Annotated in this window: 14 protein-coding genes; 3 read left to right on the top strand and 11 right to left on the bottom strand. The window is 42.6% G+C overall.

What is annotated here, in order from left to right:
* Positions 1-320: 320 nt before the first annotated feature.
* The 11 genes from crtD to sds form a co-directional block, all read right to left on the bottom strand.
* Positions 321-1,823, bottom strand: coding sequence for a C-3',4' desaturase CrtD (gene crtD, locus PSE7429_RS06605; protein ID WP_009626326.1), 1,503 nt, complete (start codon positions 1,821-1,823; stop codon positions 321-323).
* A 68-nt stretch (positions 1,824-1,891) separates the two neighbouring features.
* Entirely contained in the window at positions 1,892-2,122 is a 231-nt protein-coding gene (locus tag PSE7429_RS06610; RefSeq protein WP_040687586.1) for a type II toxin-antitoxin system HicB family antitoxin, read from the bottom strand.
* A gap of 23 nt (positions 2,123-2,145) precedes the next feature.
* Positions 2,146-2,274: a hypothetical protein gene (locus PSE7429_RS27530; RefSeq protein ID WP_267878976.1), complete on the bottom strand. Its 129-nt coding sequence runs from the start codon at positions 2,272-2,274 to the stop codon at positions 2,146-2,148.
* Positions 2,275-2,307: 33 nt separating this feature from the next.
* Entirely contained in the window at positions 2,308-2,493 is a 186-nt protein-coding gene (locus PSE7429_RS26600) for a DUF5615 family PIN-like protein (RefSeq protein ID WP_009626328.1), read from the bottom strand.
* Positions 2,494-2,495: 2 nt separating this feature from the next.
* Entirely contained in the window at positions 2,496-2,747 is a 252-nt protein-coding gene (locus PSE7429_RS06620) for a DUF433 domain-containing protein (protein WP_009626329.1), read from the bottom strand.
* A gap of 51 nt (positions 2,748-2,798) precedes the next feature.
* On the bottom strand, positions 2,799-3,023 hold the full coding sequence (locus tag PSE7429_RS06625) for a YgiT-type zinc finger protein (protein ID WP_009626330.1): 225 nt from the start codon (positions 3,021-3,023) through the stop codon (positions 2,799-2,801).
* A gap of 2 nt (positions 3,024-3,025) precedes the next feature.
* The gene (locus PSE7429_RS06630; protein WP_009626331.1) at positions 3,026-3,250 is read right to left on the bottom strand and encodes a type II toxin-antitoxin system HicB family antitoxin; all 225 of its coding nucleotides are present in this window, start codon (positions 3,248-3,250) and stop codon (positions 3,026-3,028) included.
* Positions 3,250-3,456 (bottom strand): type II toxin-antitoxin system HicA family toxin, encoded by a 207-nt coding sequence (locus PSE7429_RS06635; protein ID WP_009626332.1) that lies wholly within the window; start codon positions 3,454-3,456, stop codon positions 3,250-3,252. Before PSE7429_RS06635 ends, PSE7429_RS06630 begins: the two co-directional genes overlap by 1 nt.
* 73 nt (positions 3,457-3,529) lie before the next feature.
* Positions 3,530-3,910, bottom strand: coding sequence for an endonuclease domain-containing protein (locus tag PSE7429_RS06640; RefSeq protein ID WP_009626333.1), 381 nt, complete (start codon positions 3,908-3,910; stop codon positions 3,530-3,532).
* A gap of 266 nt (positions 3,911-4,176) precedes the next feature.
* Positions 4,177-5,991, bottom strand: a complete 1,815-nt coding sequence (locus PSE7429_RS06650) for a serine/threonine protein kinase (RefSeq protein WP_009626335.1) — start codon at positions 5,989-5,991, stop codon at positions 4,177-4,179.
* A 135-nt stretch (positions 5,992-6,126) separates the two neighbouring features.
* Positions 6,127-7,110 (bottom strand): solanesyl diphosphate synthase, encoded by a 984-nt coding sequence (gene sds / locus PSE7429_RS06655; protein ID WP_009626336.1) that lies wholly within the window; start codon positions 7,108-7,110, stop codon positions 6,127-6,129.
* Between the two features lie 312 nt (positions 7,111-7,422).
* On the opposite strand from sds, the gene PSE7429_RS06660 reads away from it, so the two are divergent.
* The 3 genes from PSE7429_RS06660 (at position 7,423) to glgA (ending at position 12,451) form a co-directional block, all read left to right on the top strand.
* The gene (locus tag PSE7429_RS06660; RefSeq protein ID WP_040687590.1) at positions 7,423-8,163 is read left to right on the top strand and encodes a response regulator transcription factor; all 741 of its coding nucleotides are present in this window, start codon (positions 7,423-7,425) and stop codon (positions 8,161-8,163) included.
* A gap of 387 nt (positions 8,164-8,550) precedes the next feature.
* Positions 8,551-10,803, top strand: a complete 2,253-nt coding sequence (locus PSE7429_RS06665) for an inverse autotransporter beta domain-containing protein (protein WP_040687581.1) — start codon at positions 8,551-8,553, stop codon at positions 10,801-10,803.
* A gap of 271 nt (positions 10,804-11,074) precedes the next feature.
* Complete coding sequence (gene glgA, locus PSE7429_RS06670) at positions 11,075-12,451, top strand: glycogen synthase GlgA (RefSeq protein ID WP_009626339.1); 1,377 nt, start codon at positions 11,075-11,077, stop codon at positions 12,449-12,451.
* Positions 12,452-12,479: the final 28 nt, after the last annotated feature.

Raw genomic sequence — 12,479 nt, forward strand, 5'->3', positions numbered from 1 at the left:
ACATCCTTAATTCCTAATCCTAAATATTCTCCTTTTCATTCTCTTGGATTTGCCCAGTTCTCCATTCTCTGGGTTACTTTTTCCTGCTCTTTTTCTGATTAGCTTAATCAACTTAGTCTAAACTCCAGTCACTTTGCCATGCCCATAATAAATCCCATGATGCGTAAATCCTCCATAGTCAACATAAAGGTGATCCCCTCTCTGAAAGCGATAACTCATATATTTCAATTTTGGACTTAGTTTTTTTGTATTTCAATTGTAGCGATCAAGTTCGACTGATGCATGAAAAATACATGTAAGACAACTTTTCCAGTCAGAGTTTAGGATTCTTGCGCTATCTGCCTGACTACTGTTAGCGCTGAATAACTTACCCCTGCGGTTCCTTCCCCTGGGTGGGTAGAGTCACCGACTAGCCAAATATTTTTAAGAGGGGTGCGATTAGCGAAACCAAAGGGACCAAAGGTAGAAACGCGCATTCCTACGCCGCCGACAATACCGCGATCGCGTCCTGTATATCGCTCAAAGGTTTGGGGAGTGGCAGTTTCGATATGAATGATTGTCTCTTCGTTGAGATGGAAATAGTTACTTAACTGCGCGATCGCTCGTTCTGTAAATCTCTTTTTGAGTTCCTGATAATCTTCGCCGCCATACCAAACTTCTGCATCTGTAAACTCAGAAGCAATAATCGTTGCTTTGCCATCGGGGGCACGACCATCGCACTCTTTGCTAACGGAAACAAATAGCGAATGGGGTTTATGAATTTGGGAATCCTCATAGGCTTCCAAAAATTGCAAATGCGGCGGACAGTCTTCAGGAATCGCTGCCCGATCTACGCCTAGATACACGACAAAAGCAACGGAAGCAGGCTTCAGATTCTCAACGCGCTTGACATAACCTTTGGGCGCAGCATTTCCCAAAAGCTGCACAAAATTATTCACCGTCACATTCGCCACAATGTGATCGGCGCTATCTTCAAAAATCTCCTGCGATCGCAGATTTTGGACTTTTACCTTTTTACTTTTCCCTTGATCAGCGATCGCTGTAACTTGATGCTGCATCAACACTTTGCCGCCATCACGCTCGATACTAGAAATTAGGCGATCGCTTAAAACTTGCATACTTCCCTTAAGATGAAACAGCCCTAAAGGAGTTTGCGAAACTGCTAAAGCTGTTGCCGCATAAAGTAAAGCTGTCTCTTCCGCATTCACCTGTGAATAGAGCTTCAATTGCAAATCGAGAAAGGTGCGTAGTCTCTGATCATGAGCCAATCCAAACCCACGCAGAGCATCCCCCACCGTTGAGAAGGTATAGGGAACTGTGGCTAAAGTATCGATTCGCAAAGCTCTAACTAATTGCCAAGCATCCCAAAAATTGCGCGGAGGCAAAATCGGATCGCGGGACTGAAAGCGCCAACTCCGCCAAAATAAGTCTTCCAGAAAATCCCAAAATGGTTCGCTATTTGGGAATTGCTTTTGTCGTTCTATTTTCCACTGATTGCGATCGCGCCAAACATTAATCGGCTCACTCTCATTGGGCAAAAACACCGCACAGGCTGGATCGCAATGAGTCGCTTCAGGAAGTTCTATTTCAAGTTCTTTAAAAATGCGATCGTGAATCCCACCAGATTCTAATCCCGCTACCTGTGTTGCACCGACATCAAAGGTAAATCCGCGTCGCTTAAATGTGGATGCACAGCCACCCGCAACAATGGCAAGATCATAAACAATGACTTTATAGCCTCGCTTTGCTAACAAAGCAGCAGCCGTCAAGCCACCAATTCCCGCCCCGACTACAATTATTTTTTGTTTAGATTTACTCAACACTGGCTATTACTAATTAACAATTCTTAATCTAGTCTAAGCGATCGCCCTAACATGAGACAGATCTCAATCTATGCAGCTTGTAAAACTGGAATTGCTTGAAACTTTTGGCGCTTGGGCAATGGTTCACCTTTTTCTATGGCAGTTTCTACTAGGAGTTCGATGACTTCTTGAGCATTTTGGACTGCCTCTAAGTATGTATTGCCATGGGTGCAAGGCTGCATCACATTTGTAAATTCAGGTAAAAAGCCAACAAAGCAGTTATCTTCATCAGACCATTGAATGAGAATTGTGTATCGCATCGATTGATGATTCTTCATTAATTTTAGCTTCTACGAATCCGAATTTTTTGCTTTGATGCAATCACAACGGCTCCAGCTTCTAAATCTTGCCCCCAACTAGACAATACATCTTGAAATAGAGACATTCTCTCTGAACGAGGTAAATTTTCCAATCTTAAAACTCCACAATGTTGCCTTCCTTGTAACTAAATCATTTGCTCAAAATCGGAATCCGTCGTAATGATAATGCGCTTTTCTCTTACCGCCCAATCCAAAATCTCACTATCACTCATTTTGAGATCAACATCACGCACACAAGCAACATCATGACCAGAATCTAGCAATAAATTCAGTAAAACACCACTTACATTCATATCAAGTAAAAATCTCATGACTATGATGCAACCGACCTTTCAAAAATCTCCTCATTAGCGACTAGGCGATAAGCATAGAGTAATGCTGCATAAATATCAGCTATTTCTAAATCTGGATAATCTTCCAAAATTTCTTGCATTGCTGCTCCCTTAGACAAAAGCTCTAAAATCATCGCCACAGAAATTCTCATACCTCGAATTATCGGCTTACCACCCAAAATATTGCGATCAAAGGTAATTCTTGATAACAGTGATTCATTAGTAACTGGCATAAATCTTTCCTCTATTTTTTAGCTATAAGAAATTACATCTAAAGAAATTGTTTACGCAGCTTCTTTGTCAGATGTGTAAAACTCAACATTTTTACGATCTAATTCAGAAATGGCTGATTGAATGATATCAACTTCATGCTCAGCAAAATAGACCTCACCGCACTGATCGCAAACAAAGGCAGGAATCGCATCCCAATGTAAGTAATAACTATTTTTCTGAATGCTAAACGGTGCAGTCTTTTTCTCCATGTGACCTTTGCAGTAAATACATTCCATTTCTATGCTGCTTGCAAAAGTTGCATAGAATTTTTCGGCTGCGGCAGAGATTTTCCCTCTTCACGGTAAATCTCAAGATAGCTATCAATTACCTCCTGTCCATGTTTAGCGGCTTCTTCGTAAGTATCGCCATGCGTATGAAATTGCTGAAATGGGAAGTCTGGAAGATGAACTAGATAGCAACTATCTTCTTCTGACCAGATAATAATCATGCTGTAGTGTGGCATTACTTTAAGTCCTCTAATTTTTTCAATCTTTGTTTAACTTCTTTTTCGAGATAGAGTTTGGCATCATCACCATCTTTTCCTGCGATTGTCAGGGGTAGTTCTGGTAATAGTTCATGTATCCAAACTGTATGACTACCTTTGGCAGGACGATAGGTAAATCCCGCTTTCAGTAACATACTTTTTAGTTCTCGAATCTTTTTTGGCATAGGGATTTACTGAGGTGTTGACAAGATAAATTTTATATTCTAAAGATTCCAAATTACCTCTTCTCCCCCCTTCTCAAGGGGGGCTGGGGGGGATCATCCTCTCTATCTCCTCACACACCCTCTCAAAATCATCTAAAATCTGTCGATTAGTAAACCTAATCACCTTAATGCCATAACCTTCCAACTGTTGTGTTCTTTCTTGATCATATTCTTTACCATCATCGGTATAGTGACTCTCGCCATCAACTTCAATAACTAGTTTGAGGTTAGGACAGTAGAAATCAACTATGAAATGGTCAATTGGTCTTTGTCGTAAAACTCTAAATTGGAAGTTTTTTAAATATTTATGCCAAAGTTTTCTTTCTGCGGGTGTCATGTTTTGGCGCAGTTCTTTGGCTCTAGTGGTGAGGTCAGGGTTATAGGGGAGATGGAGGTTGCTGGTTTTAAGTGTCATTGATCCCCCCCAGCCCCCCTTATGAAGGGGGGAGAATTAAATTCTTTCTCTTCTTCCCCCTTTGCAAGGGGGATTGAGGGGGATCTAAACTTTGAAACATAGTCAGGGAGTTTTGTGTGTACTCTGTGGTTTGGAAAATGGAGCTTGTGATTTAGGATATGATCCCCCCCAGCCCCCCTTGTGAAGGGGGGAGAAGAGGTGGTTGCTGATTCTCTAATTTTTTGAAGAATGTCTTCCATAATTTTAGGCTCATGGCTTAATCAAGATTATTTGTCACCCTGTATAAGTCCCCCAGTTTTCTCTCGGTGTCTAATATCATTTGCCTTTTGATAATAGTTAGCGTATGGATAAATTACGATGAACAATGAAATAGCTATCACAATGTAGAAAAGTATTTCAAATAATGAAGTTGGCAAATAAGAGCCAATCTTCATTGGATCGATATACCTCAATCCGTATGAAAGGCTAAGTAGGACACCTGTTAAAACAACAAGAAAATCAATGACATTTTTCTGATTTTTGTTTTTGCTTACTTGGTTAATATTTTTTGATAGATTTTTTGAATATTTTTCAATTTGATTTTTAATAATCGGCAGAAAAAAGAATTTAGCTCCCCATGAGCAAGAAGCTCCTAATACGTTCAATACAAAAGCACCTATTATGCCCATAGTTTCTTGATGGAGCAAACCTTTTGTTCCTATAAAATATACCGAAAACAATCCGAACATTGGAACTGTAATTGGTCCTCCTATAAATCCAAAAGCGAAAAGATATGAAGAACTTGATAGCGTTGCTGAAGCAATATTGATACAGTTAGTTAGATATGATCCTCCTTGAGTTACCAACCAACATATTAAACTCGATATAGTTAACTTTGTGACTAGAGAAACAGTATTTAATCTGAATTTATATTCAACCAACTTAGAAGTAGATACTGTTAGAGAGATTATATTTTTTGAGGGAATTGCATTGTCACTAACAAAAATCAGTTGTCTAATAAATTGAGAACTTGAACTTAATTTTTTTGTGTTTACTGTAATTTCACAAGTAGTTTGATTACCTCTGATTTTAGTTGGCTTGAATGAGATCCAAGCATGATGATCATCATGATTTTGTGATGGATCTCTTCTATGGGGGGCAACTTCCCAATGACCTTCTAGAATAGTTTCGGGAATAGAATTAGAAATCGTAATAGTTTGAGAAAGACTCTCTCCTAATTTTTTTGATGTAAATTCCAAGCTTGATTTATCAAATTTGACTTCAGGTACACGCACCACATATAAAGGCTTCAACGACTCCAATGCTGTCTTTGCGTCAGCAAAACGCTTACTCGGATCGGGTGCAACCATTTGATCTAGCCACTTCATAAAGGTGAAACTACACCCCTTCAACTTCGGATCGATTTTGCTGCGATCTAGTTGATTGTTGTAATCGATGTATTTGCCGATATCCGTAGAACGGATCGCCCCAATCAAACAGATTAACGTCAAACCCAAACCATAGAGATCGGAAGCATTGGTTAGATTGAGGTTGCGGATTTGTTCGGGAGCCATGAAGCCAAACGTCCCCGCATTAGCGCTACTCATAGCTATACTGCCACTACCCACCCGCGCAAAGCCGAAATCAATTAGATAAACATTGAGATTCTCATCCACAAGAATATTCTCAGGCTTAATGTCACGATGGATGACTGGCGGCATTCGCTCTTGCAGATAAACCAAAATTTCTAAAAGCTGCACCGCAACTTGCTTAATTTGATCGGGCGTAAAACTTCGCGCCGCCGCCAAAGTATCCGCAGGGAAATATTCTGTAACTAAGCAATAGCCGTTATCTGTCTCAAACTTGTCTAAATATTTGGGGATGCCGCGATGATTTAAACCTTGCAAACTTTGGATCTCACGCTCGATCGCTCTAAACCCATTCCACCCCGAACCTGTCGCAAACTGAAATTGCTTGATGGCAACATTAACATTATCGGCAAGGCGTTTGGCAAGGTATGTAAATCTGCCTCCCTCTAAGTTATGCCCCAATTCTTTGATAACTTGATAACCATGCGCCGATAAATCAGGAAAAGCAATCATATTTCTAGGTAAAATCTAGATTTTTATTATGTTTCCTATTTTTACAGGATTTTTATGATTTGCAAACTTATTTAGAACAGCAACAGGATAAATAACAAATTAAAAAGGATGGAGCAAAGCACCATCCTTTTCATCTTAATACAAGCGATCTAAAACATAGTTTGTTAAACCAATCAGAGATTGCTTAGGCGCAGAAGATGGAAGCCACTCGATCGCAGTAAATGCAGACTTAACATGACTCTTTGCCAAATCACGCGATCGCGAAATTCCCTCACTGTTATGAACCAGTTCCAGAGCCTTTTCTAAATCTCCCACTTCGCTAAACTCACGCTCGATCAATCCACGCAACTGAGGATGCTCTTCGAGAGCAAATAAAACGGGTGCAGTTAAATTACCTTGCTTCAGATCAGAGCCAGCAGGCTTGCCCAAAGTCTCGGTGGAACTGGTGAAATCAAGAATGTCATCGACAACTTGAAACGCGATCCCAAAATGCTTACCAAAATTAAATAACTGCTCAGCCTGTACCTGACTTACACCACTGAGTACACCCGCAGCCTTGGCACTACCTGCCATTAACGAGGCAGTTTTATAAAAACTCTTTTCCAGATAATCCTCCAAAGTCAGATCACTATCAAAGGCAGTGAGACTCTGGCGAATTTCACCCTCAGCAAAATCGGTAATGACTTTCGACAAAAGCTTAACAACTTCAAGATGATCTAAGTTGGCTAAATACCAAGATGCTTGGGCAAACAGGAAATCACCCGCAAGTACGGCAATGCGATTGCCAAAACTATTGTTCACCGTGGGCATCCCACGACGGAGATCTGCGGAGTCGATCACATCGTCATGCACCAGACTTGCCGTATGAATCATTTCCGTGATCTCCGCAAGGCGGCGATGGCGTGAAGTGATGTCGCGATCGCTCATCGTCGCCCGTGACACCAACAAGACCAGCGCGGGGCGCATACTCTTGCCCTTAGCTTCAAACAAATGTTCGGCAGCAGCATACAAAATTGGATGTCTTGCCCCTACCAACTGCTTCAAATTATCCGTGAGAGTATGCAAGTCATCTTTGACTGGTGCAAAAAGTTCGGTGACAGAAGTAGTTGGAAGGCTCATGCGAATAAACCAGTTTTATATCAATTTTTACATATCTTCATATATTGTATGAGAATGTTGTAAGAGTTGAAGACAGACTTAACCAGTTTTATCGATCAATAATTGATCAATATGGTATAGAAAGCTGTAAATAGCTGATACGCTGTACCTACTACTCCTTTAGCCAGAAATTTTTTAGCGATCGCAATTAAGACCAACTATGACTAGTAGTACGACTGATAGTACATCGCCCCATCCCCGACTTGTTATGTATCCCTGTGATATATTTTAAAAAAACGTAATCAAATCGTATAGATGGAACTTTGACTAATGATGCCTAGGCTACTCTTGATTGATGATGATCCGATAATATCTGAAATGGTCACGCTAAACCTTGAACATGCTGGATATCAAGTCAGTCAAGCAAGTGATGGAATCAAAGGACAAGCCCTTGCCATTCAGTTGATGCCAGACATGATCATCCTTGATTTAATGCTACCTAGGGTAGATGGATTTACAGTTTGTCAAAGATTGCGTCGTGATGAAAGGACTAAAGAAATTCCCGTAATGATGCTCACAGCCATGGGACAAACCCAAGATAAAGTCGAAGGCTTTAACGCTGGAGCCGATGATTATTTAACTAAGCCCTTTGAACTCGAAGAAATGCTAGCGCGAGTGCGGGCTTTACTAAGGCGCACGAATCGAATTATTGACACGGCTAAGCATGGTGAAATTTTAATCTTTGGCTCCTTAACACTCGTACCTGAGCGCTTTGAAGCCATTTGGTTTAATCAAACCGTCAAATTAACCCATCTAGAATTTGAGCTACTGCATTGTCTCTTGCAACGTCATGGTCAGACCGTATCGCCTAGCGAAATCCTCAAGGAAGTTTGGGGCTATGAACCTGATGACGATATCGAAACCATCCGCGTCCATATTCGGCATCTCCGTACCAAACTCGAACCCGATCCGCGCCATCCTAAATATATTAAAACCGTATATGGTGCGGGATATTGCCTAGAGCTACCCCATGATAACGATAGCAATCCAGACGATGGCGCGATCGCTGAATAATACCAAGTTAAGAAATGGCGTAGCCATTTCTTAACTTGAAAAACCTTGTAGCTAAGCACAACTAAATCTAAAGCCCCAAAGAAGAGTGGCGGCGCGAAGCGCCGCCACTCTTCTTTGGGGCTTTGATTTGTCCTAGATGTCTTCTACGTTGCTACAGTACTTTCCAGAAAATTTTGCAAATTTCATATAGTCGAGTATTCGGCAACACAGGGGTGTTGAGACCTTACCCTTCAAAATAAGTGGGATGTAGGTTCTTGTTAGAAAAATGGGTTATTAGGGGCTATGCAGAAAAGATCGTCATCTTGGGGCTTCAAATCTTGTTGTTTATCATCATTATTAATATGTATAAAATTAATATGTATAAATGGAATCGTCGTCTCAGAAGTGGTGAGTCAGACTAATCCATTTCCACTTGATGCGCAACTTCGTTATAACGGCAGTGGCGCAGGTCTAGATGGTAATACTAGTGTTGAGTTACGCATTCCTCTCAATCAAACACCAGAAAACTTTTTATATCTCAATCCTCAAGTTCGGCTCTTTAATAATGGGCGCATTGGCTCTAATCTTGCCGTTGGTTATCGATCGCTAAATGACATTGGCAAATATGTACTAGGTGGCTATCTAGCCTACGACAATCGCGATACGGGGGCGCAGTTTTTCCATCAAATTTCCGCAGGTTTAGAGTTTTTTGCGGAATCTTGGGATATGCGACTCAATGCCTATCTTCCAGTGGGCAAGACTAATACCCAATTGAGCGAAACGATCCTCAACAGTGGAACTTTTCAGGGCACTCAGTTTTTAATTGATCGCGAGCGTCGTTTTGATGCAGCCATGGGTGGTGTGGAGTTAGAAGCTGGCACAATCGTCAACATAGGCGATGCTGGCTACCTGCGCCCCTATCTCGGAACCTATTATTACACCGCTACCAATAGCGTCGGAGCCTTGGGTATTAAGGGGGGCTTAGCATACTATGGCGATCTCGTTAATGCAGGTTTATCGATTCAGAACGATCGCATTTTTGGAACCAGCATTCTTTTCAATATTGGCATAAATCTTTCCAACCGTTCGGAAAGAAAAGTTACTCCGCCGACATTGCTCGACCGCATGAACGAACCGATTTCACGAAATGGCTCCATCCTAGTCGAGAATCAAACCGTTCGCGATGGACTTGTCGCCATCAACCCCGTAACAGGTCAGCCTTACAGTTTCTTTGTAGTCGCCGATAGTACTACAGGCTTAAGTGGCACGCCGAATGTTGTTTCTTTTGCTAATTTTTCGACAGCACTTGCCAATGCGGGGGCATCTGGTGGCAATGGAATTGTTTACACCTATACCCCCAATGGCTCTACAGCTCCAACTTTCAACGGATTTACAATTCCTGATGGCACAAAAGTTATATCTAGTGCGCCCAGTGTCATCCCCGTTTCCTATCAGCTTGGTGCAGGCGGTACTACTTTCTCCAATCTGCCAATTACGTCAAACACTGGTGTCTATCCCATAGTCAATGGAACGGTTACTTTAGCATCTGGCTCAAATCAAGCCCTGATCGGCTATCGCATCAATAAAAATGTTGGTACTACAGGTGCAAATCCCGCAGTTATCGGTAATAACAACGTCAATTCCACGATCGCCTATAACAACGTCACGATTACGGCTCCTGCCACTACTCCTATTGGTAGTTCGGGTCGAGGCATTGTCTTGGTAAGCGCAAGTGGTAATACAAACGTTATAGGAAATCAAGTCAGCAATGCGATCGCTGAAGGCATTCGTCTCGATAACGTCAGTGGCAATGCCGTAATTTCTGGCAATACCGTAGTTAATACAATTCAGCCCAGCACCCAAACTAACGTAGAAGCAAGTATTCTCGTGCGCAACAATACAGGCAATGTCAATCTGACGATTGCTGATAATACTGTAGGTAGCAATACTGCTACAGCAGGCATAAATGAAATAGATGGTATTGAGTTTAGTCTTTGCCGAGTTTACAGTGACTTGGGAGCCTGTAGTACCACGGCTAATGCCACAGTAAATATTACTGGCAATGTCATTAAGAATATTACTGGCGCTACAGATGGGGCGGATGGCATTGATATTAATCTTGGCAATCGTGCTAATGCCACATTAACAATTAGCAGCAACACGATCGATAACGTTATTAACAAAGGAATTAGCTTTGGGGCATTTGACGGCTCGATTGGAACAACGACGATCGCCAAAAACAATATTAGCAATGTCGGTGGTGCGGCAATTCAGGTGCGGGTAGGAGAAACGAACGCTGGCGGTGAGTCATCTATTCGAGCAGCCGTGTTAAATAATAAAGTTACCAACACCAACACCCAAGCTGGAGTAGATGATGCCTCGATGATTATGCGATCCCAGAACGCTGCCACTCTCTGTGTCAGGTTTGAGGGCAATACCTTAAACAATCCCACTTCTACTCTGGATTATCTATTCCGCCGACAAAGTACTTCAGCATCAGGATTGCAATTGGCAGGATTGACCACAGCGATCGCCACAGGAAATCCCAGCCCAGCCTTGGTAAGCGAACTCACAGCTAGAGGCAATACAGGCACAGCTAGTAAATATAGAGTCCAAGCTGGTTCTGTGCAAATTCCCACTGCGGCTTGCACATTTCCTTAAGCCCCTTATACCAAAGCTCAAAATGGCTACGCCATTTTGAGCTTTGAAAACCCTTACTGGATTTAGTTTCTAATTCACAAAAGTGTTGTCACACTTTCGTGAATTGGTATTAAGCCCCAAGAAGAGACCCTACTCTTTCGGGGCTCTTTCGGGGCTCTTTCGGGACTCTTTCGGGATCTCCAGCAACGCGTCCAAAAAATAACTACTGTAGCGATCGCGCTATGCCTGAAAATAATTTAAATAGCCAGACAATACGAGTAACGATCGAAGAATGAAAATTTTATTTGCGGCGGCTGAAGTTGCTCCTCTCGCCAAAGTTGGCGGTATGGCAGATGTAGTGGGCGCACTCCCCCCGATTCTGAAGAAGATGGGGCATGATGTACGCATTATCATGCCTTACTACGGCGTGATCCCAGACAAGCTGAAAGAAAATCCTGAATGGATCTGGAAAGGCTATGCCATGTTTCAGGAATTCGATATTTTTCAGACCGTATTACCAGGAACGGATGTTCCCCTTTACTTAGTGGGGCATGGAGCCTTTATTCCCGCCCGCATTTATGGTGGCGATGACGAAGATTGGCGTTTCACGATGTTTGCCAATGCGGTTGCCGAATTTGCATGGAACTACTGGAAACCTAATGTCATTCATTGCCATGATTGGCATACAGGCATGATTCCAGTGTGGATGCATCAAGTTTCAGATATTGGCACAGTATTTACAATTCACAACCTCGCCTATCAAGGACCTTGGCGTTGGTTCTTAGACAAAATCACATGGACTCCTTGGTATATGGATGCCCATAACACGATGGCAGGGGGAATCAAGTATGCCGATCGCGTAAACACAGTTTCTCCGACCTATGCGCAGCAAATTTGTACACCGACCTATGGGGAAGGTTTAGAAGGATTGCTTTCATTCCTCAAACCCTGGGGTATTTTAAACGGTATCGATACCGATTTAGAAAATCCTGCCACTGATACCGCCTTGGTACAAAACTATTCCGTTGAGACCCTTGACGATCGCCTCGCCAATAAAATTGCTTTACAAAAAGAGTTGGGCTTAGCCGTCAATCCTGCCACTTTCTTGATCGGCATGGTCGGAAGGCTGGTCGAACAGAAGGGGCTCGATCTACTCTTACAAACCTTAGAGCGCTATCTCGCCTATACCGATGCTCAGTTTGTAGTTTTAGGTACGGGCGAACGCTACTACGAATCCCAACTATGGCAAATCGCAGCTCGTTACCCTGGGCGGATGTCGGCACAAATTCTCTTTAATTCCGCCCTATCCCATCGCGTTTATGCAGGTTCCGATGCCTTTTTGATGCCCAGCCGTTTTGAGCCTTGCGGACTCAGCCAATTGATCGCGCTGCGTTATGGTTCTGTGCCAATCGTCCGACGCACTGGTGGCTTGGTAGACACCGTGTCCTTCCATGATCCCATCGGTCAGGTGGGGACTGGATTCTGCTTCGATCGTTACGAGCCTTTGGACATGTACACCTGTATGGTAAGGGCTTGGGAAAGTTACCGCTACACCGATGCATGGCGTTTGTTACAGGAGCGTGGCATGAATAGTAATTTCAGTTGGCAATCCTCAGCGGATAAGTATGTCCAGCTATATCGCTCGATTCCTGGCTTAGAAAATGTCTAAAAGCTCAAAATGGCTACGCCATTTTGAG

Origin of the sequence: Pseudanabaena biceps PCC 7429, from assembly GCF_000332215.1 — a bacterium.
Taxonomy (GTDB): Bacteria; Cyanobacteriota; Cyanobacteriia; order Pseudanabaenales; family Pseudanabaenaceae; genus Pseudanabaena; species Pseudanabaena biceps.

Bases quoted from the DNA above. Each gene is read 5' to 3' on its own strand.
- PSE7429_RS06610 (WP_040687586.1), bottom strand. From the start codon at position 2,122: ATGCGATACACAATTCTCATTCAATGGTCTGATGAAGATAACTGCTTT.
- PSE7429_RS26600 (WP_009626328.1), bottom strand. From the start codon at position 2,493: ATGAGATTTTTACTTGATATGAATGTAAGTGGTGTTTTACTGAATTTA.
- PSE7429_RS06620 (WP_009626329.1), bottom strand. From the start codon at position 2,747: ATGCCAGTTACTAATGAATCACTGTTATCAAGAATTACCTTTGATCGC.
- PSE7429_RS06625 (WP_009626330.1), bottom strand. From the start codon at position 3,023: ATGGAATGTATTTACTGCAAAGGTCACATGGAGAAAAAGACTGCACCG.
- PSE7429_RS06630 (WP_009626331.1), bottom strand. From the start codon at position 3,250: ATGCCACACTACAGCATGATTATTATCTGGTCAGAAGAAGATAGTTGC.
- PSE7429_RS06635 (WP_009626332.1), bottom strand. From the start codon at position 3,456: ATGCCAAAAAAGATTCGAGAACTAAAAAGTATGTTACTGAAAGCGGGA.
- PSE7429_RS06640 (WP_009626333.1), bottom strand. From the start codon at position 3,910: ATGACACTTAAAACCAGCAACCTCCATCTCCCCTATAACCCTGACCTC.
- PSE7429_RS06650 (WP_009626335.1), bottom strand. From the start codon at position 5,991: ATGATTGCTTTTCCTGATTTATCGGCGCATGGTTATCAAGTTATCAAA.
- sds (WP_009626336.1), bottom strand. From the start codon at position 7,110: ATGAGCCTTCCAACTACTTCTGTCACCGAACTTTTTGCACCAGTCAAA.
- PSE7429_RS06660 (WP_040687590.1), top strand. From the start codon at position 7,423: ATGCCTAGGCTACTCTTGATTGATGATGATCCGATAATATCTGAAATG.
- glgA (WP_009626339.1), top strand. From the start codon at position 11,075: ATGAAAATTTTATTTGCGGCGGCTGAAGTTGCTCCTCTCGCCAAAGTT.